The sequence below is a fragment of the Rhodanobacter sp. Root627 genome, from assembly GCF_001427835.1.
Classification (GTDB): domain Bacteria; phylum Pseudomonadota; class Gammaproteobacteria; order Xanthomonadales; family Rhodanobacteraceae; genus Rhodanobacter; species Rhodanobacter ginsenosidimutans.
In genome coordinates this window covers 1,019,337-1,037,237 of sequence record NZ_LMGW01000002.1, presented here as the reverse complement: position 1 = coordinate 1,037,237, position 17,901 = coordinate 1,019,337, and the positions used below count along the sequence as shown (strand labels likewise).

At 67.6% G+C, this 17,901-nt stretch carries 15 protein-coding genes; 6 read left to right on the top strand and 9 right to left on the bottom strand.

Annotation, left to right across the window (positions count from 1 at the left end; all coding sequences use genetic code 11):
- Nucleotides 1–49: 49 nt before the first annotated feature.
- Both ASD68_RS11735 and ASD68_RS11730 read left to right on the top strand, forming a co-directional pair.
- Nucleotides 50–3,226: an efflux RND transporter permease subunit gene (locus ASD68_RS11735; protein WP_056606926.1), complete on the top strand. Its 3,177-nt coding sequence runs from the start codon at nt 50–52 to the stop codon at nt 3,224–3,226.
- A 272-nt stretch (nt 3,227–3,498) separates the two neighbouring features.
- Nucleotides 3,499–4,269: a prephenate dehydrogenase gene (locus tag ASD68_RS11730; RefSeq protein ID WP_056606923.1), complete on the top strand. Its 771-nt coding sequence runs from the start codon at nt 3,499–3,501 to the stop codon at nt 4,267–4,269.
- Between the two features lie 122 nt (nt 4,270–4,391).
- Here ASD68_RS11730 and fabB read toward each other — a convergent pair whose 3' ends face one another.
- From fabB to ASD68_RS11715, 3 genes are all read right to left on the bottom strand, one after another.
- Nucleotides 4,392–5,600: a beta-ketoacyl-ACP synthase I gene (gene fabB / locus ASD68_RS11725; protein ID WP_056606920.1), complete on the bottom strand. Its 1,209-nt coding sequence runs from the start codon at nt 5,598–5,600 to the stop codon at nt 4,392–4,394.
- A 1-nt stretch (nt 5,601) separates the two neighbouring features.
- Complete coding sequence (gene fabA, locus ASD68_RS11720; protein WP_007080576.1) at nt 5,602–6,117, bottom strand: 3-hydroxyacyl-[acyl-carrier-protein] dehydratase FabA; 516 nt, start codon at nt 6,115–6,117, stop codon at nt 5,602–5,604.
- A 255-nt stretch (nt 6,118–6,372) separates the two neighbouring features.
- The gene (locus ASD68_RS11715; protein ID WP_056606917.1) at nt 6,373–6,957 is read right to left on the bottom strand and encodes a DUF2239 family protein; all 585 of its coding nucleotides are present in this window, start codon (nt 6,955–6,957) and stop codon (nt 6,373–6,375) included.
- Nucleotides 6,958–7,102: 145 nt separating this feature from the next.
- Between ASD68_RS11715 and ASD68_RS11710 the strand changes: the two genes are divergently transcribed.
- From ASD68_RS11710 to ASD68_RS11700, 3 genes are all read left to right on the top strand, one after another.
- Nucleotides 7,103–8,491, top strand: coding sequence for a pitrilysin family protein (locus ASD68_RS11710; RefSeq protein WP_056607565.1), 1,389 nt, complete (start codon nt 7,103–7,105; stop codon nt 8,489–8,491).
- Entirely contained in the window at nt 8,488–9,969 is a 1,482-nt protein-coding gene (locus ASD68_RS11705) for a pitrilysin family protein (RefSeq protein ID WP_056606914.1), read from the top strand. The genes ASD68_RS11710 and ASD68_RS11705 overlap by 4 nt, the downstream gene beginning before the upstream one ends.
- Nucleotides 9,970–10,144: 175 nt before the next feature.
- On the top strand, nt 10,145–10,666 hold the full coding sequence (locus tag ASD68_RS11700) for an acyloxyacyl hydrolase (RefSeq protein WP_056606911.1): 522 nt from the start codon (nt 10,145–10,147) through the stop codon (nt 10,664–10,666).
- A 136-nt stretch (nt 10,667–10,802) separates the two neighbouring features.
- Here ASD68_RS11700 and ASD68_RS11695 read toward each other — a convergent pair whose 3' ends face one another.
- From ASD68_RS11695 to ASD68_RS11675, 5 genes are all read right to left on the bottom strand, one after another.
- Nucleotides 10,803–12,329, bottom strand: coding sequence for a DHA2 family efflux MFS transporter permease subunit (locus ASD68_RS11695; RefSeq protein WP_056606908.1), 1,527 nt, complete (start codon nt 12,327–12,329; stop codon nt 10,803–10,805).
- 145 nt (nt 12,330–12,474) lie between these two features.
- The gene (locus ASD68_RS11690; protein ID WP_235578740.1) at nt 12,475–13,593 is read right to left on the bottom strand and encodes an HlyD family efflux transporter periplasmic adaptor subunit; all 1,119 of its coding nucleotides are present in this window, start codon (nt 13,591–13,593) and stop codon (nt 12,475–12,477) included.
- A 111-nt stretch (nt 13,594–13,704) separates the two neighbouring features.
- Complete coding sequence (locus ASD68_RS11685) at nt 13,705–15,156, bottom strand: efflux transporter outer membrane subunit (RefSeq protein WP_056606903.1); 1,452 nt, start codon at nt 15,154–15,156, stop codon at nt 13,705–13,707.
- 36 nt (nt 15,157–15,192) lie between these two features.
- Entirely contained in the window at nt 15,193–15,651 is a 459-nt protein-coding gene (locus ASD68_RS11680; RefSeq protein ID WP_056083275.1) for a MarR family transcriptional regulator, read from the bottom strand.
- A gap of 84 nt (nt 15,652–15,735) precedes the next feature.
- A complete protein-coding gene (locus ASD68_RS11675; RefSeq protein WP_056084260.1) occupies nt 15,736–15,987 on the bottom strand; it encodes a hypothetical protein in 252 nt (83 codons plus the stop codon).
- 242 nt (nt 15,988–16,229) lie between these two features.
- Between ASD68_RS11675 and ASD68_RS11670 the strand changes: the two genes are divergently transcribed.
- Nucleotides 16,230–17,069 carry a helix-turn-helix transcriptional regulator gene (locus tag ASD68_RS11670; RefSeq protein WP_235578725.1) on the top strand — a complete coding sequence of 280 codons (840 nt, stop codon included), beginning with the start codon at nt 16,230–16,232 and terminating at the stop codon, nt 17,067–17,069.
- A 28-nt stretch (nt 17,070–17,097) separates the two neighbouring features.
- Here the strand turns inward: ASD68_RS11670 and ASD68_RS11665 are convergent, their stop codons facing one another.
- The gene (locus tag ASD68_RS11665) at nt 17,098–17,796 is read right to left on the bottom strand and encodes an RNA polymerase sigma factor (RefSeq protein WP_056606900.1); all 699 of its coding nucleotides are present in this window, start codon (nt 17,794–17,796) and stop codon (nt 17,098–17,100) included.
- Nucleotides 17,797–17,901 lie beyond the last annotated feature (105 nt).

Here is a 17,901-nt window from a genome sequence, read left to right as displayed (position 1 = left end):
GCCGTTCCCGTCCATCGACGACCTCGCGCGGTGACGCAAGGCGGTGCGCATGAACGTGTTCGCGCCGATGGTGCGTCGCCCGGTCGGCACCTCGCTGCTGGCGATCGGGCTGATGCTGGGTGGCCTGTGGGCGTACCTGCTGCTGGGCGTGGCGGCGTTTCCGTCGATCGAATTTCCCGGCGTGGTGGTGTTCGCGCAGATGCCCGGCGCCAACGCGCAAACCATGGCCAGCACCGTGGTGGCGCCGCTGGAGCGGCACCTGGGGCGGATTCCCGGCGTGCGCCAGATGTATTCCAGCGCCAGCGAGGGCGGCGCGCAGATCCAGATCCTGTTCGAGATGGACCGCACCGCCGACAAGGCCGCCCGCGACGTGCAGGCGGCGATCAACGCGGCCGCCGCCGACCTGCCCGCGGGCATGCCCAGCCCGCCGGGTTACTTCAAGTTCGACACCTCGCAAATTCCGGTGCTGCTGGTGTCGCTGACCTCCACCAGCCTGGCCCCCGACCAGCTCTACGACCTCACCGACACCTTGCTGAAACCGGCCGTGGCGCAGATCCCCGGCGTGGCCCAGGTGCAGGTGTCCGGCGGCGCGCCGCATGCGGTGCGGATTGCGCTGAACAGCGCCGCGCTGGCGCGCAAGGGCATCACCAGCAACGACGTGGCCAACGCGCTGCGCGCGGCCAACGTCACCTCGCCGCAAGGCATGCTCAGCAACGGCGCCACCCAGATGACGGTGAGCGCCAACGACGCGCTGCACACCGTGGCCGATTTCGCCCCGCTGGTGATCGCCAGCCGCGACGGCGTGCCGGTGCGGCTGTCCGACGTGGCCACCATCAGCGGCGGCCAGCAGGACCAGTACGCGGCGGCGTGGTTCAACGGCCAGCGCGCCGTGACCATGCAGATCAGCAAGCGCTCGGAGGCGAACGCGGTGGCCACGGTGAACGCCATCCGCGCCGCCCTGCCGGGCTTCAGCCACCTGATGCCGGCCGACGTGGAAATCCACCCGATCTTCGACCTAACCCCCACCACCGAATCGGCGCTGGACGAGGTGGAGATAGCGCTGCTGATGAGCATCGTGATGGTGGCGCTGGTGATGCTGGTGTTCCTGCGCCGGCTGCGGCCCACGGTGATCGCGATGTTCAGCGTGCCGCTGTCGCTGGCCGGTGCGTTCGTGGTGATGTGGATGCTGGGTTTCACCCTCAACATCTTCTCGCTGGTGGCGCTGGTGCTGTGCGTGGGTTTCGTGGTGGACGATGCGATCGTGGTGATCGAGAACATCGTGCGCCACATCGAGCGCGGCATGGCGCCGCTGCCGGCCGCGCTCACCGGCGTGCGCGAGATCGGCTTCACGGTGGTGTCGATCACCTTGTCGCTGATCGCCGTGTTCGGGCCGATGGTGTTCGGCAACAACATGTTCACCATGCTGATGCGCGAGTTCTCGGTCACCCTGATCGCCACCATCGTGATCTCGGCGCTGGTGTCGCTGACGTTGACGCCGGCGCTGTGCGGCGCCTGGCTGGCACCCGAGTCCGGCACGCGCACGCCGGGCCGGCTGGAGCGCATGGCCGAGCGCTTCGACAGCGGCCTGCTGCGCATCTACGAGCGCGCGCTGGACTGGGCCATGCACCATCGGCGGGTGATGCGCTGGCAACCGATCCTGCTGCTGGTGCTGACCGTGGTGCTGGCGGTAGTGGTGGCCAAGACCGCCGGCGGCAGCCTGATGCCGAAGGAGGACACCGGCCTGCTGCAGGCGCAGATCACCGCCGACGCCAACATCTCGCCCACCCTGCTGGCCGAACGCACGCAGGCGATGGCCGCGGTGCTGCAGGCCGACCCGGCGGTGCTCGACGTCTCCACCATTCTCGGCGGCAACAACAACAATGGCGCGGTGGGCAACCAGTCCACGCTGTTCGTGGATCTGAAGCCGCTGGGCGACGGCCCCAACGACCGCCACGAACCGGGCCAGGCCGTGGTGGACCGGCTGGACAAGTATTACAAGCAGGTCAGCGACCTCGACGTGACGCTGACCACGGTGCAGTTCATCAGCGGCGGCGGCCCCGGCGGCGGCGCCAAGGGCCAGTATGCGTTCCAGCTCAGCAGCACCGCCGGCCTGCCGCTGCAGCAACCCACGCTGCGACTGGCGCAGGTGATGCGCGGCATGAAGCAATTCCGCGACGTCAGCACCAGCTTCGACAGCATCGGCCGGCAGCAGCTGTTGCAGGTGGATCGCGATGCCGCCGGCCGCCTGCACGTGAGCATGGGCCAGATCGATTCGGCGCTGTACAACGCGTTCGGCCAGAACCAGATCTCCACCATCTATTCCGACATCAACCAGTACCGCGTGGTGCTCACCGCCGATGCCGAACAATCGCTGAGCCCCGCCAACCTGCTCAACACCTACGTGCGCAACACGGAAGGCAAGATGATTCCGCTGTCGGCGCTGGCGCACATCGAGCCGCATATCGCGCCGGTCACCATCAACCACTACAACCAGCTCGAATCGGCCTCGATCAACTACAACCTGGCCAAGGGCCTGACCCAGACTGACGGCCTGAAATACGTCGACCAGGCCATCTTCGCCGCCGGCCTGCCCGCCGGCGTGCAGAAAAGCTACACCGGCGACAACCAGAACCTGATGGACGCGCTCAACAACGGCCTGCTGATGCTGCTGGCGGTGATCCTGGTGATGTACGTGGTGCTGGGCGTGCTGTACGAAAGCCTGATCCACCCGCTGACCATCCTGTCCACGCTGCCGGCCGCCGGCATGGGCGCATTCCTGGCCATGCTGGTCACCCACACCCAGCTCACCATGATGTCCGCCATCGCGGTGCTGATGCTGATCGGCATCGTGAAGAAAAACGCGATCCTGATGGTCGACTTCGCCCTCGTCGCCGAACGCGAACACGGCCGCTCACCACCCGAAGCGATCCGCGAAGCCGCCCTGGTCCGCTTCCGCCCGATCACCATGACCACCCTGGTGGCCATGGGCGCCGCGCTGCCCCTGGCCATCGGCTTCGGCTACGGCTCGGAAATGCGCCAGCCGCTGGGTATCGCCATCCTCGGCGGTCTGTTCGTGTCGCAGCTTCTAACGTTGTTGAGTACGCCCGCGATCTATTTGTGGAGCCATGACCGCAAGCAGCGCAAGGCCGCGCGCAGGGAGCGCAAGGCGGAGAAGAAGCGGCAGAAGTTGTTGCGGCTGGAAGCCAGGGCGGGTGGTTCGGCTTGAGTCGCGGCTCTCGTGGCACTTCGACTCCGCCGTCCTGCGGACGGCTACGCTCAGTGTGATCGGGTGAGGGAATCTGACATCGACCGAACGAACCTCCACCGTTCTCCCTGAGCGTCGGCCGCGCAGCGGCCAGAGTCGAAGGGCATGCCGCCTCGACATCATGCTTTTGGACGGCCAATCCCACGTTTGGCTCAACCCATCACGCCCCTCAATAGAACGAAGAGTCCGCGCTTGTGGCAGCATCAACTGTTTTCGACGCGCAGGAAGGCTCCATGGTGTTCGCGATACTCGGTTACGGCCGCTTCGGCCAGGCGTTTGCCGATCTGCTGGCGCGGGCGGGGCATGAGGTGCGTATCCATGATCCGCAGGCCGAGGTGCCGGCGGCGCTGGCGGCGGCGTCGATGGTCGCCGCCATCGATGGCGCGGACTGGGTGGTGCTGGCGATGCCGGTGCCGCGGATGGCGGAGGCGCTGGCCGCGCTGAAGCCGCATCTGGGCGCTGGGCACACCGTGATCGACGTGGGCAGCGTGAAGCTGCACCCCTGCGCGCTGATGGATGAGCAGCTGGGCGATGCGATACCGCACGTGGGCACGCACCCGCTGTTCGGCCCGCTCAGCCTGGCGCGGGGCGAGCGGCCGTTGCGCACGGTGGTGTGCGCCAGCGCCCGGCATCCGCAGACGGCCGAGCGCACGCGCGCACTGTTCCGCGAGCTGGGTTGCGAGGTGATCGACCAGGACCCGGCCACGCATGACCGGCATATGGCGCATACCCACGCGCTGGCGTTTTTCCTGGCCAAGGGGCTGATCGAGATCGGCGTGGACGACGACCTGTCGGTGACCCCGCCGTCGTTCCAGGGCCTGAAGAACATGCTGGCGGCGGTGCGTGGCGATGCCGGGCATCTGTTTGCCGCGATCCAGCAGGAGAACCCGTTCGCCGCCGAGGCGCGGGCGCAGTTGCTGGGGGCGTTGCAGCGCATCGACCGGCAGCTTGCCAGTGCGGATGACGACAGTCTGGCGATTCCGGTGCGGAAGCAGGATGCCTGACCCTCACCGGTGGGAGCGACTGTGGGAGCGACTTCAGTCGCGATGCTCTTTCTTTGAAGTCCCAGAGCAAGAGCATCGCGGCTGAAGCCGCTCCCACAAAAGCCGCTCCGACAAAAACCAGTTCAAACCTTGGCGAACACCAAGGTGCCGTTGGTGCCGCCAAAGCCGAAGCTATTGGACATCACCGTGGTCAGCTTCGCGTCGCGGCTTTCGCGCACGATCGGGAAGCTTTCGGCCAGCGGATCCAGCTCGGTGATGTTGGCCGAGGCGGCCACGTAGTTCTCGTTGAGCATCAGCAGGCTGTAGATCGCCTCGTGCACGCTGGCGGCGCCCAGCGAATGGCCGGTGAGGGCCTTGGTCGAGGACAGCGGCGGTACCACGTCGCCGAACACTTCGCGCACCGCTTTCAGCTCGACCACGTCGCCCACCGGCGTCGAAGTACCGTGGGTGTTGAGGTAGTCGATCGGGCCGCTGACATTGGCCATGGCCATCTGCATGCAGCGCACCGCGCCCTCGCCCGAGGGCGCGACCATGTCGCCGCCATCGGAGGTGACGCCGTAACCGACCAGCTCGGCCAGGATGTTGGCGCCGCGGGCACGCGCGTGTTCGTACTCCTCCAGCACCAGCATGCCGCCGCCACCGGCGATGACGAAGCCGTCGCGGCTGACGTCGTACGGGCGCGAGGCCGATTCGGGCGTGGCGTTGTAGCTGGTGGAGAGCGCGCCCATCGCGTCGAACTGCGAGGTCATGCCCCAGTGCACTTCCTCGCCGCCCCCGGCGAAGACGATGTCCTGCGCGCCGTGACGGATCAGGTCCGCGGCCGCGCCGATGCAGTGCGCCGAGGTGGCGCAGGCGGCGGAGATGGAATAGCTGAGGCCCAGGATGCCGAAGCCGGTGGCCAGCGTGGCCGACACGGTGGAGCACATCGTGCGCGGCACCATGTACGGGCCGATCTTGCGCACGCCCTTGTTGCGCAGCAGGTCGCCGGTTTCGATCTGCCACTGCGGCGAGCCGCCGCCGGAGCCGGCGATGACGCCGGTGCGCGGGTTGCTGACCTGTTCGGCGGAAAGGCCGGCGTTGGCGATCGCGTCACGCATCGACACATACGCATACGCCGCCGCGTCGCCCATGAAGCGCTTCAGCTTGCGGTCGATCTCGGCCACCAGGTCGATCTCGGGCACGCCGGCCACATGGCTGCGCAGGCCCAGCTCCACATAATCGGGAACGGTGCGGATGCCGCTGCGGCTGTCGCGCAGGGCCGACGAAACCGTCGCCCCGTCGTTGCCCAGGCACGACACCACACCCATACCGGTCACTACAACACGACGCATCTCAAAAACCCTCGGTGGACTGGAACAGGCCGACGCGCATGTTGTCGGCGGCGTAGATCAGGCGGTCGTCGACGAACGTCTTGCCATCGGCGATCACCAACCGCAGCTTGCCGCGCATCACCCGGCGGATATCGATCTCGTAACGCAGCTTTTTGGCGGTGGGCAGCACCTGGCCGGTGAACTTCACCTCGCCCACGCCGAGCGCGCGGCCCAGGCCCGGCTCGCCCAGCCACGGCAGGTAGAAGCCGCTGAGCTGCCACATGCCGTCGAGCCCCAGGCAGCCGGGCATCACCGGATCGCTCTCGAAGTGGCAGGCGAAAAACCACAGGTCGGGGTGGATATCCATCTCGGCCTGGATCACGCCCTTGCCGTAGGCGCCGCCTTCGGTGGAGATGTGGGTGATGCGGTCGAACATCAGCATCGGCGGCAGCGGCAGGCGGGCGTTGCCGGGGCCGAACATTTCGCCACGGGCACAAGCCAGCAGTTGATCGTGATCTAACGAGGAAGGACGCGTCATGAAAAGCTCATCAGTGGAGGAAGCCGGAGTGAAGTGCGCGCATGCAGGCCACAGCTACCGGTCAAACCGTATGGTGACAGGGGCACGCCGATTCGCACAATGCGACACACGGTAGCGGGCGGGGTCATAACGGGGCGTCAAGACGGGTGGTGGGGGCTTCGTTGGAGGTTCCCCGCGGCGTGTGCCCCCTCTCCCTGCCCTCTCCCCACAGGGGAGAGGGGATTACGGTTTCTTTCGGTGCCGAGGTGCGCCCTTTTAAGCCGTCACTTCCGACGCCCACGCATCGGCGGCCAGTTTCAACAGGTGTTCGCGCACGTCGGCCGGCCATGTTGCCGTCAGTTCTGCGAAACGCTCCCGTTCGCCGCGGTACAGCGCCCGGGAGGCCTCTTCGTAACCCGCCAGGTCGCCGGCCATCACGCGCATGAAGCGGTCGGTCGCTTCTTGCGCCTGGCGTGCCCGGGCTTGCGGTTCCTGTTGGCGGGTGGCGTGTTCCACCAGGCGACGCAACGCGCCCGATACGCCGCCGGGCTGCTGGCCCAGCCAGTCCCAGTGTCGCGGCAGCAGGGTGACTTCGCGCGCCACCACGCCCAGTCGGGGACGGCCGGGGCCGCGGGCGGCGGTGGGCGCAGGCCCCGGCAGCCGTGCCATTACCTCATCCGGCGAGCCGCGGAAATCGACCTCGATCAGCTGGCTGGTGCGGTCGTCGAAAATCAGGATCGAACCGGCGGCACCCGCGTCGAGCGCCTGCTTGGTGGCGCGAACGACCTCGGCCAGGGGGCCGCGGGCGATCAGGTGGCGATCGTCGAAGGCGCTGCAGGTCACATCGTCGGTAGGCATCATGAGTTTGATCCGGGTAGAAATGTACCGGCATATTACCCGGTAAATATTCATCGTCAATATCACCCGGGCAAATCTCGTTCGTCGGGATGGACGCGCACCCGCGCCGGCTTGCTATCGTTACCTCTTTCAACCGACAGGAATGCCCATGCGCCTGCTGCGTCCGGCCCCCTTGCTGGCTTCGCTCGTCCTGCTTGCCGCCATGGCCCTGCCCGCGCCGGTCGCGGCGGCGGATCTGGATATCCCCCCATTGCACTACCAGCAACGCACCTTGCCGAACGGCTTGCAGGTGCTGAGCGTGGAGGACCACAGCAGTCCCAACGTGGCGGTGCAGATGTGGTACCACGTGGGTTCGAAGGATGACCCGAAAGGCCGCTCCGGCTTCGCGCACCTGTTCGAGCACCTGATGTTCAAGAGCACGCGGCACATGCAGGCCGAGCAGATGGACCGGCTCACCGAGGACGTGGGCGGCGCCAACAACGCCACCACCAGCGACGACGTCACCAACTATTTCGAGGTGGTGCCGGCCAATTACCTGCAGACGCTGCTGTGGGCCGAGGCCGAGCGGCTGTCCAGCCTCAACGTGGACGAGCCCAATTTCAAATCCGAGCGCGCCGTGGTGGAGGAGGAATATCGCCAGAGCGTGCTGGCCAACCCCTACGGCAAGCTGTTCAACGCGATCGATCCCAACTCCTACACGGTGCATCCCTACCGTCGCCCCACCATCGGCAGCATCGAGGATCTGGAAGCGGCAACGCTGCCGGACGTGATCGATTTCCACCGCACCTTCTACCGCCCCGACAACGCCACCCTGATCGTGGCGGGCGACTTCGACCCGAAGCAGCTCGATGCCTGGGTCGACCAGTATTTCGGCTGGATACCGAAGCCGGCCACGCCGATCCCGCGGGTCACCGCCACCGAGCCGAAGCGGCGCAAGAACCGCCGCGTCACCATCACCGCCGCCACCGCGCCGCTACCGGCGGTGGCGCTCAGCTGGCTGATTCCGCCAGCGGCTGACAGCGCCGACACCATCGCGCTGCAGGTGGCCGCCGCGCTGCTGGCGCGCGGCGACGCATCGCGGCTGTACCAGGCGCTGGTGTATCGCCACCAGGTGGCGCGGGAGGTTGATGCGGAAGCCGATGTGCGGGTGGGGCCGGGCCTGTTCCTGGCCTACGCGATCCTGGCCAGCGGCCACGCGCCGGAAGAGGCGGAAAAACTGCTGCACGAGGAAATCATCTGGCTGGCCACCCAGCCGATTCCCGCCGACGAGCTGGAGCGCGCCAAGACGCTGTTGCTGACCGATGAGCTGAAACAGCGCCAGACCGCGCAAGGGCTGGCCTTCGCGCTGGGCCAGGCAGCGTTGATCGGTGGTGACGTGGCCCGCGCCAACACCGACCTGGCGGCCTTGCAGAAAGTCACCGCGAAAGACGTCCACCGGGTACTGCAGAAATACGTCACCGGCGCGTACCACGTCACCATCGATTACCTGCCGGCGGCCAAGGCCGCCCAGCCGTCCAGCGGGGAGAGCGCGAAGTGAACCGTCCAATCAACCCTTTCCGTGCCACCCTCTTCACCACCCTGTGTGTTGCCCTGGGCAGCGCCGTCGCGGCCGAGCCGCCGGCTACGTTTCCGACCACGCCACCGGTGCCGGGCGCTGCGCCCACGCTGACCATCCCCACCCCGACCAGCCAGGCCTTGCCGAACGGCTTGCGGGTGATCAGCGTGCGCCGCGACGGCCTGCCGCTGGTCACCGCGCGACTGGTGATACGCAGCGGCGACGAGATGGACCCGCCCACGCAGGCCGGCCTGGCCGACCTCACCGCCAACCTGCTGAGCAAGGGCGCTGCCGGCCTCACCGCGCCGCAGATCGCCACCGCCGCCGAAACCCTGGGAGGCTCGTTGAGCGCGGCCGCCGGTTGGGACGAAAGCGACGTGGGCATCACCGTCACCACGCCGCGCCTGCCGCAGGCGCTGGCCTTGCTGGCCAAGGTGGTGCGCCAGCCGGCCTTCGATGCGCGCGAGCTGAAACGGGCGCAGGCGCAGGCTATCGACGAGGTCCGCCTCACCCTCAGCAAGCCGACGGCGCTGGCCGGGCTGGTGGCCGCGCGCGGCACCTTCGGCACCGGCGCCTATGGCCACCCGCGCAGCGGCACGCCCGCATCGATCGCCCGCATCGGCCGCGCCGATGTGCAGCAATGGCACGCCGCGCTGTACCGGCCCGACAACGCCATCCTGGTCCTGGCCGGCGACATCACGCCGGCGCAGGCGCTGCAACTGGCCCAGGCCAGTTTCGGCGACTGGTCGCGGCCCGCCACGTCCTTGCCGGCCAAGCCGCCCGGCAGCGGCGAGCGTTCATTGCCGGCGGTGGTGCTGGTCAACCAGCACGGCGCCGGGCAGGCCGGTGTGGTGGCGTCGCATCCGGCACCGCCGCGCAGCGACGCCCACTATTACGACGGCCTGGTCGCCGACGCCGTGCTGGGCGGTTCGTACTCGGCGCGGTTGAACGAGGAAATCCGCATCAAGCGCGGGCTTTCCTACGGCGCGTTCAGCGAGCTGCAACCGCTGCGCAATGCCGGCGCGTGGCTGGCCTCGGCGCAAACCCGCAACCCCGCGGTGCCGCAGGTGGTGGACCTTATGCTGGCCCAGTTCCACCAACTGGGCGCCGAAAACGTACCGGACGCCGAACTGGCCGCACGCAAGGCCACCCTGATCGGCAGCTATGGCCGCAGCCTGGAAACCACCACCGGCCTGGCCACCCAGCTGGCCGAGCTGGCCGTGTACGACGTCAACCTCGGCGAGATCAGCCGCTTTCCGGACCAGGTGAACGCGGTGACGCCACGCCAGCTGCGCAAGTACGCGCACAAGCATCTGGACGCCGATGAAGCCACCGTGGTGGTGGTCGGCGACGCCAGCCAGTTCGCGGCCGCGGTGCGCAAGACCCATCCGAAGGCGGTGTTGCTGGATGCGGCGACGCTCGACCTGGATCGTGCCGATTTGGGCACAGCGACCCACTGACCATCGACTGCGTCGACCGGACCCGCTGCGTGCCGCCCGAAGCGGTTGCCCGCAGCGGATACGGTCCGGTGGACGGCCGGGGAAATGGCGAGAAACGGGGACTTGCCTGCGGTCACTCGTGCGCGACACGATATACTGAACTACCGCGTACACCATTTATTTCCACAGGTTCCCCATGCGTTTCATCCCCACGCTCCGCTCGGCGTTCGTGTTGCTGCCGTTGACCCTCACCGCCCTACCTGCCACCGCCGCCCACTGGGAATTGCAAGCCGGGCAAAGCTTTATGGACGACTACGGCGCGAATACCGCCTTCATCGAAGCGGTGTTCGCACCGCACCCGCTCGGCGACACCCGCTTCAGCTGGGCGCCCGACGTCTCCGTCGGCTGGATCGATGGTCGCGACGTGGCCCGCTTTCGCGGCAAGCGTTACACCACCCGCGACAGCATCGCGCTGCTGGCCGCCGGCGTGCGGCTCTATGCCGGCGAAGGCGACGAATGGAGCCGCCGGCTGTTCCTGAGCCTGCAACCGGTGGCGCACACCGGCCGCACCCAGGCGCTGAGCAGCGTCTACGAATTCGCCACCACCGTGGGCTGGCAGGGCCAGCGTTTCAGCGTGCAGCTGCGGCACATTTCCAACGGCAGCCTGCATGAGCCGAATCGGGGCGAGACGATGGCGTTGGTGGGGGTGGCGTTCTAGATCGAGAGCGCCCTCATCCGCCCTGTCGGGCACCTTCTCCCGCAAGCGGGAGAAGGGAAAAGGTGCGGGACCGAGGCTTCCCTTCTCCCGCTTGCGGGAGAAGGTGCCGAAGGCGGATGAGGGGCTCTTCCAAGACTCAATGCCCGCCCGCCGCCGGCCCCGCCTTGGCGCTGAACGGCGGCTTGGCCAGCCAGATCACCAGCACCAGCGCGATGAACACCCAGCCCAGCATGTGGAACACCTCGTTGAACGAGATCTGGTAGCCCTGCTGGGTGATCATGTTGTTGATCACGCTGGCGCCCGCTTGCGCGTCGCCCTGGCCCAGGCGATCCATCGCCGCCTGCGACGTGGGGTTGAACACGTTGATGTGCTCGGCCAGTTGCTCGTGGTGGGCGACCGCGCGGCGCTCCCACAGCAAGGTGGTGATGGAGGCCGAGAAGCTGCCACCCAGGGTGCGCAGGAAGGTGGCCAGGCCGGAGCCCGAGGCGATCTCGTTCTGCTGCAGGTCCGACAGCAGGATGGTGAGGATCGGCATGAAGAACAGCGCCACGCCCAGGCCCTGCCACAGCTGCACCATCGCCACGTGATAGAAGTCGATGCCGATGTAGAAATCGGCGCGCATGAAGCACGTCACGCCCATCACGATGAACGCCACCGAGGCCAGCAGGCGCAGGTCGACCTTGGTGGCGTACTTGCCCACGAAGAAAGTCAGCAGCACCGGAATGATGCCCAGCGGTGCGGTGGCATAGCCAGCCCAGGTGGAGGTGTAGCCCAGGTTGCGCTGCAGCCACAGCGGCACCAGCAGGCCGATCGCGAAGAACGCGGCGTAGGCCAGCACCAGCGCGATCGTGCCGGCGGTGAAATTGCGGTGGCGGAACAGCTTCAGGTCGACGATCGGATCCTTGTCGGTCAGTTCCCAGATCAGGAAGATCGCGATGTTGACCGCCGAGATGATGCTGGTGACGATGATGAAGGTGGAGTTGAACCAGTCCTCGTCATTGCCCTTGTCCAGCACGATCTGCAGCGCGCCCACGCCGATGATCAAGGTGATCAGGCCGACATAGTCGATCTTCGGCCGCTCGGTTTTCTCGACTTTCGCGCGCAACTGGTTGGCCACCACCATGCTGGCGAAAATGCCGATCGGCACGTTGATGAAGAATATCCACGGCCACGAATAGTTGTCGGTGATCCAGCCGCCCAGGATCGGGCCGGCGATCGGCGCCACCACCGTCACCATCGCCAGCAGTGCCAGCGCCATGCCGCGCTTGGCCGGCGGATAGATGCCGATCAGCAGGCTCTGGGTGATCGGATACATCGGCCCGGCCACCGCGCCCTGCAGCGCGCGGAACAGGATCAGCATGCCCATGCTCTGGGACACGCCGCACATGAACGAGGTCAGCGCGAACAGCAGCGTGCAGGCGGTGAACAGCTTCACCTCGCCGAAGCGGCGGGTGAGGAAGCCGGTGAGCGGCAGCGAAATCGCCATGCTCACCGCGAACGAGGTGATCACCCACGTGCTCTGGTTGTTGCTGACGCCGAGGTTGCCGGCGATGGTCGGCAACGACACGTTGGCGATCGTCGTGTCCAGCACCTGCATGAACGTGGCCAGCGACAGGCCGATCGTGCTGAGTGCCAGATTGGGTGGACGGAAATGGGTGGTCATCGCAATCGGTCAGTGAGGGAGTCTGCCTTGCTCCTCCCCCTGCTCGCAGGGGGAGGTTGGGAGGGGGTAACGCTCTTGACCTAAAGATCAAGAGCGAACCCCTCCCCAGCCCTCCCCTGCAAAGCAGGGGAGGGAGTCTGATGAGTTATTCGCCGCCAGCCATGTTGGCGTGGATGATCTGCGCGATCATCGCGTCGGCCTTGGCCGACTGCTGCGCGTAAACGTCGGTGCTGAAGGCGGGCTTGGTCGGCGGCTGCTGCGCCAGCGTGGGGCCGCTGCGATCGTGCAGGCCCACGTCCACGGTGAGCGACATGCCCAGCCGCAGCGGATGCTTCTGCAGCATTGCCGGGTCGTCGAACAGGATGCGCACGGGGATGCGCTGCACGATCTTGATCCAGTTGCCGGTCGCGTTCTGCGCCGGCAGCAGGGAGAACGCGCTGCCGGTGCCCACGCCCAGGCTCTGCACCTTGCCCTTGTACTTCACGTCGCTGCCGTAGACGTCGGATTCGATCTCCACCGGCTGGCCGATGCGCATGTCGGTGAGCTGGGTTTCCTTGAAGTTGGCGTCTACCCACACTTCGTTCAGCGGCACCACCGCCATCAGCGGCGCACCGGGCTGCACGCGCTGGCCCAGCTGCACCGAGCGTTTGGCCACATAGCCGTCCACCGGCGCCACCAGGGTGGTACGCAGGTCATCCAGGAACGCGGCGCGCAGCCGCGCGGCGGCGGCCTCCACGTCCGGGTGCGAGGCGACCACGGTGTCGTCCACCAGCACCTTGCTGGTCTGGTACTGCTGCTGGGCGGCAATCAGGCCGCTCTCGGCGGTGGTCAGCGCGTCGCTGGCGTGCGACAGCTCCTCGGCCGAGATGGCGCCGGACTTTGCCAGCGCCACGCGGCGGTTGTAGTCGGCCCGGGCCTTGGCCACCGCGGTCTTGCGCGCGGCCACGTCGGCCTGCGCGCCGCTGACGCTGCTGTACAGGCCGCGCACCTTGCGCACGGTGCCGGCCAGGTCGGCCTTGGCGCCGGCCAGGGCCACGTCGGCGTTGCTGCGGTCCAGCTTGATCAGCACGTCGCCGGCATGCACGCGGTCGCCGTCATCGGCACCGATGCTGATCACCGTGCCGGCGATCTGCGGCGTCAGCTGCACCACGTTGCCGTTGACGTAGGCATCGTCGGTGCCCTCGTACCAGCGGCCGTCGAAGTAATACCAAAGGCCCCAGGCGATGGCGGCGACCAACAGCACGACGCCGAGCAGGCGCAGCATCAAGCCGCGCGACCGGGTCTTGGTTTGCGGCGGGGACGGTGGTGCGGCGACCGGTGGCGCGGTGGGTGTGCTGCCCTGTTCGGGCGGTGTCTGGCTGGACATGGGGGTGCCTCAGGAACGTGATGGGGTGGAAGAGGAAAGCGGCGCGGGCGCATCGGCTTGCGGACGGAAGCCGCCGCCGAGGGCCTGGATCAGCTGTACCGAGAGATCGACCTGCTGCGCCTGCAACTGCGCCGTGCCGCGCTCGGCCGCCAGCAGCTGCTGGCGCACGCTGAGCGCTTCCAGGTAGCTGCCGATGCCGGCCTTGTAGCGCTGCTCGGCCAACTGCCAGGCCTGTTGGGCGGCATCCTGCGCGCGCTGCTGCGCGTCGAGCTGCTGCTGCAGCGACTGCAACGCGGACAAGTCGTCGGCGACCTGGTTGAGCGCGCCCACCAGGGTGCGGTTGTACTGCGCCACGGCGATGTCGTACTGCGCATCCTTGCCGGACAGGTTGGCGCGCAGCTTGCCGCCGTCGAAGATCGGCAGGCTCAGCGACGGCCCGAACTGGTAGAACCGCCCCGCCAGGCTGAGCGGGTTGGCGCCGCCCATGCTGACCACGCCGGCCATCGCGCCGATGCTGATGCTGGGCAGGAATTCGGTCTTCGCCGCCTTGATGTCCTTGCCGGCGGCCTCGACGCGCCAGCGCGCGGCGACCAGGTCGGCGCGATGGCCGACCAGATCCAGCGGCAGGTTGGACGGCACCGCCAGTTCGGCCGGGTGCAGCAGCTGCGGCCGGGCGATCTGCAAACCGCGGTCCGGGCCCTTGCCCAGCAACACCGACAGCGACGAGCGCGCGGCGTCGACGGCGCGGCTGGCCAGCGCCACCTGCTGCTCGGCGCTGGCCACTTCGGCGTCGCCCTGGCGCAGCTGTATCTGGTTGTCGATGCCGGCGGCGACGCGCTGGCGGGTCAGTTCGCGCGACTGGCTGGCGCGTTGCAGCTCGCTGGCGGCCAGATCCTGCTGGGTGAACGCGTAGCCGAGCTGCGCGTAGGCGCGGGCCACGTTGCCGGAGAGTTCGATGCGTGCGGCGCGGGCATCGACCTCGGCGGCACGGGCCTGGCCCACCGCCGCTTCCCACGCGGCGCGCTTGCCGCCCCACAGGTCCAGATCCCAGTTGAAGCTGGCATAGCCGTACTTGGCCAGCCCGAAATGCGCCTTGTCGCCGAGCAGCGCGGCCGGTGGCCGGGCCGCGGCGACCGAGGCGCCACCGTTCACGCTGGGCTTGCGCGCCGCATCGACGACGCCCGCCTCGGCCTGGGCGGCGCGGGCGCGGGCATCGGCGACGCCGAGGTCGGGGTTGTTCTGCAGCGCTTCGGCGATCAGCGCGTCGAGCTGCGGGTCGCCCAGAGCACTCCACCAGTCGGTGGAGGGCCAGGCGGCGGCGGAGAAATGGGCGAGGCTGTGGTCGGCCTTCAGCGTGGCCGGATCGATCGGCGTGCCGTCCGGGTGCAGGCCGCCGCTGCTGGCACAGCCGGCCAACGCGAGGGTCAGGGCGGCGGCAGCCGCAAGAAGATGCAGACGCATGGAAAGGTCCAGGGTGAAAAGTCCGGGGTGAGAGGGTCAGTTCTTGTCGCGAAGCGCGTGCAACACGCGCTCCAGGTAGTCGTGCAGTTGCGCCTGTTCGGCTTCATCCAGCGAGCGCTGGGCCGCACTCAGCACGCGTTCGTTGCAGTTGGTCAGCTCCTGCCACAGCGTGCTGCCGGCCTCGGTCAGCTCGATCCGCAGCGCGCGGCGGTCCTGCTCATGCCGGCAGCGGCGCAGGTAGCCCTTGCCTTCGAGCTGATCGAGCTGGCGGGTCATGGCGCCGCCGTCCAGCTCCACCGAGCGGGCCAGCTCGGTGGCCGACATCGGGCCAAGCCGGGACAGCCGCTTGATGATCAGGAACTGGGTGAAGCTCAGGTTCAATCCCTTGGCCGCCAGTTCGGCCTCCATCGCACGCACGACTTCGCTGCGGACGAGGCCGAGCAGGATGCCCAGGCTCTCCCGGGGCGTGCCAAAAGCGAGCACTTCGGAATTCATGGCCGTGCATTCTATTGCCACAGATATATTTGTCAAGGCAAATATATGGACGTTCATCTTTGCTCTGGCAAGCGTTACCGCGCTTTAGCCCGCCCGGGCGCGCAGGCTCGCCAGTTCGTCCTGCACCAGGTTGCGCAAGGCGGGGTCGCGGATCGCAAACAGGTCGAACACGCCAAGCGCCAGCAAGGTGGGCAGCTGCCCCAGCAGGCGCGGTTCGGCTTCGCGCCGTACCGATTCCGGCGTGGCCGGATCGAGCATCAGCTGTGCGTGCACCACAAAATCGGTGAAGGCATCGGTGTCGGGCTGCACGGGTTGGGGAAAGGGGAGTAGCGACATGTCGGTCTCCTGGCGAAGGTGCAAAACAAACAGGCACGGCGATGGCCGGCGGGCACGGCGAACGGCTGGGAGCCGTGCGTGGTGGGTGCGGGTTGAACAAAACGGGCGTCCGCGTGGCCGTGATCGGCGATCACCGGCGTGGAAGGGTGACGGACGGGACAGGCAACCCTATTTCCACCGCCGCTATCATGGGAAGGCACTTCCCACTGCTGGTACTCCCACCACCACCACACCGGTTGTCGATGACCACGCCCATGCAACGCAACGAGCTGAAGGCTTTCCTGCGCACGCGGCGGGCGATGCTGACGCCCGAGGCGGTAGGTTTGCCACGCGGCACGCGCCGGCTCACCCCCGGCTTGCGGCGCGAGGAAGTGGCCACGCTGGCTGACGTGGGGCTCACCTGGTACACGTGGCTGGAGCAGGGTCGCGACATCAACGTGTCGGCCGCCGCGCTCACCCGCATCGCGCGGGCGCTGTCGCTGTCGGCCACCGACGAAACCTACCTGTTCTCGCTGATGGGCCTGTCACGCACCGAGGTGACCGAGCACCACTTCACCCTGCCGCCGGTGACCCAGCAGGTGCTGGACCTGTACCAGGCGCCGGCGTTCGTGCTGGATACGGTGTTCAACCTGCTGGCCTGGAACCGGCTGGCAGGGAAGCTGTACGACCTGGGCGAGTTCGGCGGGCCATTCGCCGACAACCACATCTGGAACGCGTTCATGAACCCGGCGCGGCGCCGGCTGTACCCGGATTTCGAGAACGGCGCGCTGAACCTGCTGGGCATGTTCCGCATGAATTACGCGGCGCATCCCGAAGACACCCGCTTCGACCGCCTGATCGCCGCGCTGACGGCGGCCAGCCCCGAATTCGTGACGCTGTGGCAGCGCTGCCACACGGCGCCGTTGAGCGCGATCATCGTGCCGTTCTTCCACCCGGATTTCGGCCACCTCAGCATCCACTCGATGCGCATGCCGATCCGCGACGAAGACCACCTCGACCGCGCCACCGCGTTCTTCTTCGCCCCCGCCGACGCGCCGACCGCGGCCAGCTTCGCGCGGATGGCGCAGCGTCTGGGCGGCTGATAGCCATCACCAGCAATGTAGGAAACGGCTACCCCTTCGCCGCCAACCGCGCCATCACCGCCTCGGTGACGCGGGCGCAGCGTTCGCCCATGAAGGGGAAGGCGTCGGTGAGGGAGGCGGCCACCGTGCCGTGCAGGGAATGGCGCAGCAGCCGGCGGGCGCGATGCAGGCGGGTCTTCACCGTTTGCGGGTTGATCGCCAGCTGGGTGGCGGTTTCCTCCACCGAGCACTCCTCCACGTCGCGCATCATGTAGACGGTGCGGAACGCCGGCGGCAAGGCGTCGATGGCGTGTTCCAGCAGGTGGCGGATCTGGGTGCGCGCGGCGGACACGGCCGGGTCTTCGCTGCCGAAGCGCGAGGGGAACTGGACGATCTGGTGGGTATCCATGGGGGACTCGTCGATTTTCTCCAGCCCGACCATGTTGTGCCGCTTGCGCAGCCGGCCACGGGCCTCGTTCAGCACGATGGAGGTGAGCCAGGTCAGCAGGCTGGACTCGCCGCGGAAGGTATCCAGCTTGCGGTACGCGCGCAGGTAGGACTCCTGCAGCACGTCCTCGGCCTCGGCATCCTCACCCAGCACGCTGCGGGCGATGCGGAACAGTCGCTGGTTGCAGCGCTGCATGATGTGGCGGAACGCGCCTTGCTGGCCACCACGCACCAGGGCAACCAGCGCGGCATCGTCCAGCGCGGAGTAGTCAACGGCAACGGCATGAAGGGAAGCGGACATGATTTCTCCTTGTACACCGAATGGGATGCGATGACCTCGCCGCAGGTTCCCGCTGCGGATTTCCGGAACCTCGCGGGCAGCACGCGCATCCCATGGCCGCAGACG

Coding starts and splice junctions, on each gene's coding strand:
- ASD68_RS11735 (WP_056606926.1), top strand. CDS start 50: ATGAACGTGTTCGCGCCGATGGTGCGTCGCCCGGTCGGCACCTCGCTG.
- ASD68_RS11730 (WP_056606923.1), top strand. CDS start 3,499: ATGGTGTTCGCGATACTCGGTTACGGCCGCTTCGGCCAGGCGTTTGCC.
- fabB (WP_056606920.1), bottom strand. CDS start 5,600: ATGCGTCGTGTTGTAGTGACCGGTATGGGTGTGGTGTCGTGCCTGGGC.
- fabA (WP_007080576.1), bottom strand. CDS start 6,117: ATGACGCGTCCTTCCTCGTTAGATCACGATCAACTGCTGGCTTGTGCC.
- ASD68_RS11715 (WP_056606917.1), bottom strand. CDS start 6,957: ATGATGCCTACCGACGATGTGACCTGCAGCGCCTTCGACGATCGCCAC.
- ASD68_RS11710 (WP_056607565.1), top strand. CDS start 7,103: ATGCGCCTGCTGCGTCCGGCCCCCTTGCTGGCTTCGCTCGTCCTGCTT.
- ASD68_RS11700 (WP_056606911.1), top strand. CDS start 10,145: ATGCGTTTCATCCCCACGCTCCGCTCGGCGTTCGTGTTGCTGCCGTTG.
- ASD68_RS11695 (WP_056606908.1), bottom strand. CDS start 12,329: ATGACCACCCATTTCCGTCCACCCAATCTGGCACTCAGCACGATCGGC.
- ASD68_RS11690 (WP_235578740.1), bottom strand. CDS start 13,593: ATGCTGCGCCTGCTCGGCGTCGTGCTGTTGGTCGCCGCCATCGCCTGG.
- ASD68_RS11685 (WP_056606903.1), bottom strand. CDS start 15,156: ATGCGTCTGCATCTTCTTGCGGCTGCCGCCGCCCTGACCCTCGCGTTG.
- ASD68_RS11680 (WP_056083275.1), bottom strand. CDS start 15,651: ATGAATTCCGAAGTGCTCGCTTTTGGCACGCCCCGGGAGAGCCTGGGC.
- ASD68_RS11675 (WP_056084260.1), bottom strand. CDS start 15,987: ATGTCGCTACTCCCCTTTCCCCAACCCGTGCAGCCCGACACCGATGCC.
- ASD68_RS11670 (WP_235578725.1), top strand. CDS start 16,230: ATGACCACGCCCATGCAACGCAACGAGCTGAAGGCTTTCCTGCGCACG.
- ASD68_RS11665 (WP_056606900.1), bottom strand. CDS start 17,796: ATGTCCGCTTCCCTTCATGCCGTTGCCGTTGACTACTCCGCGCTGGAC.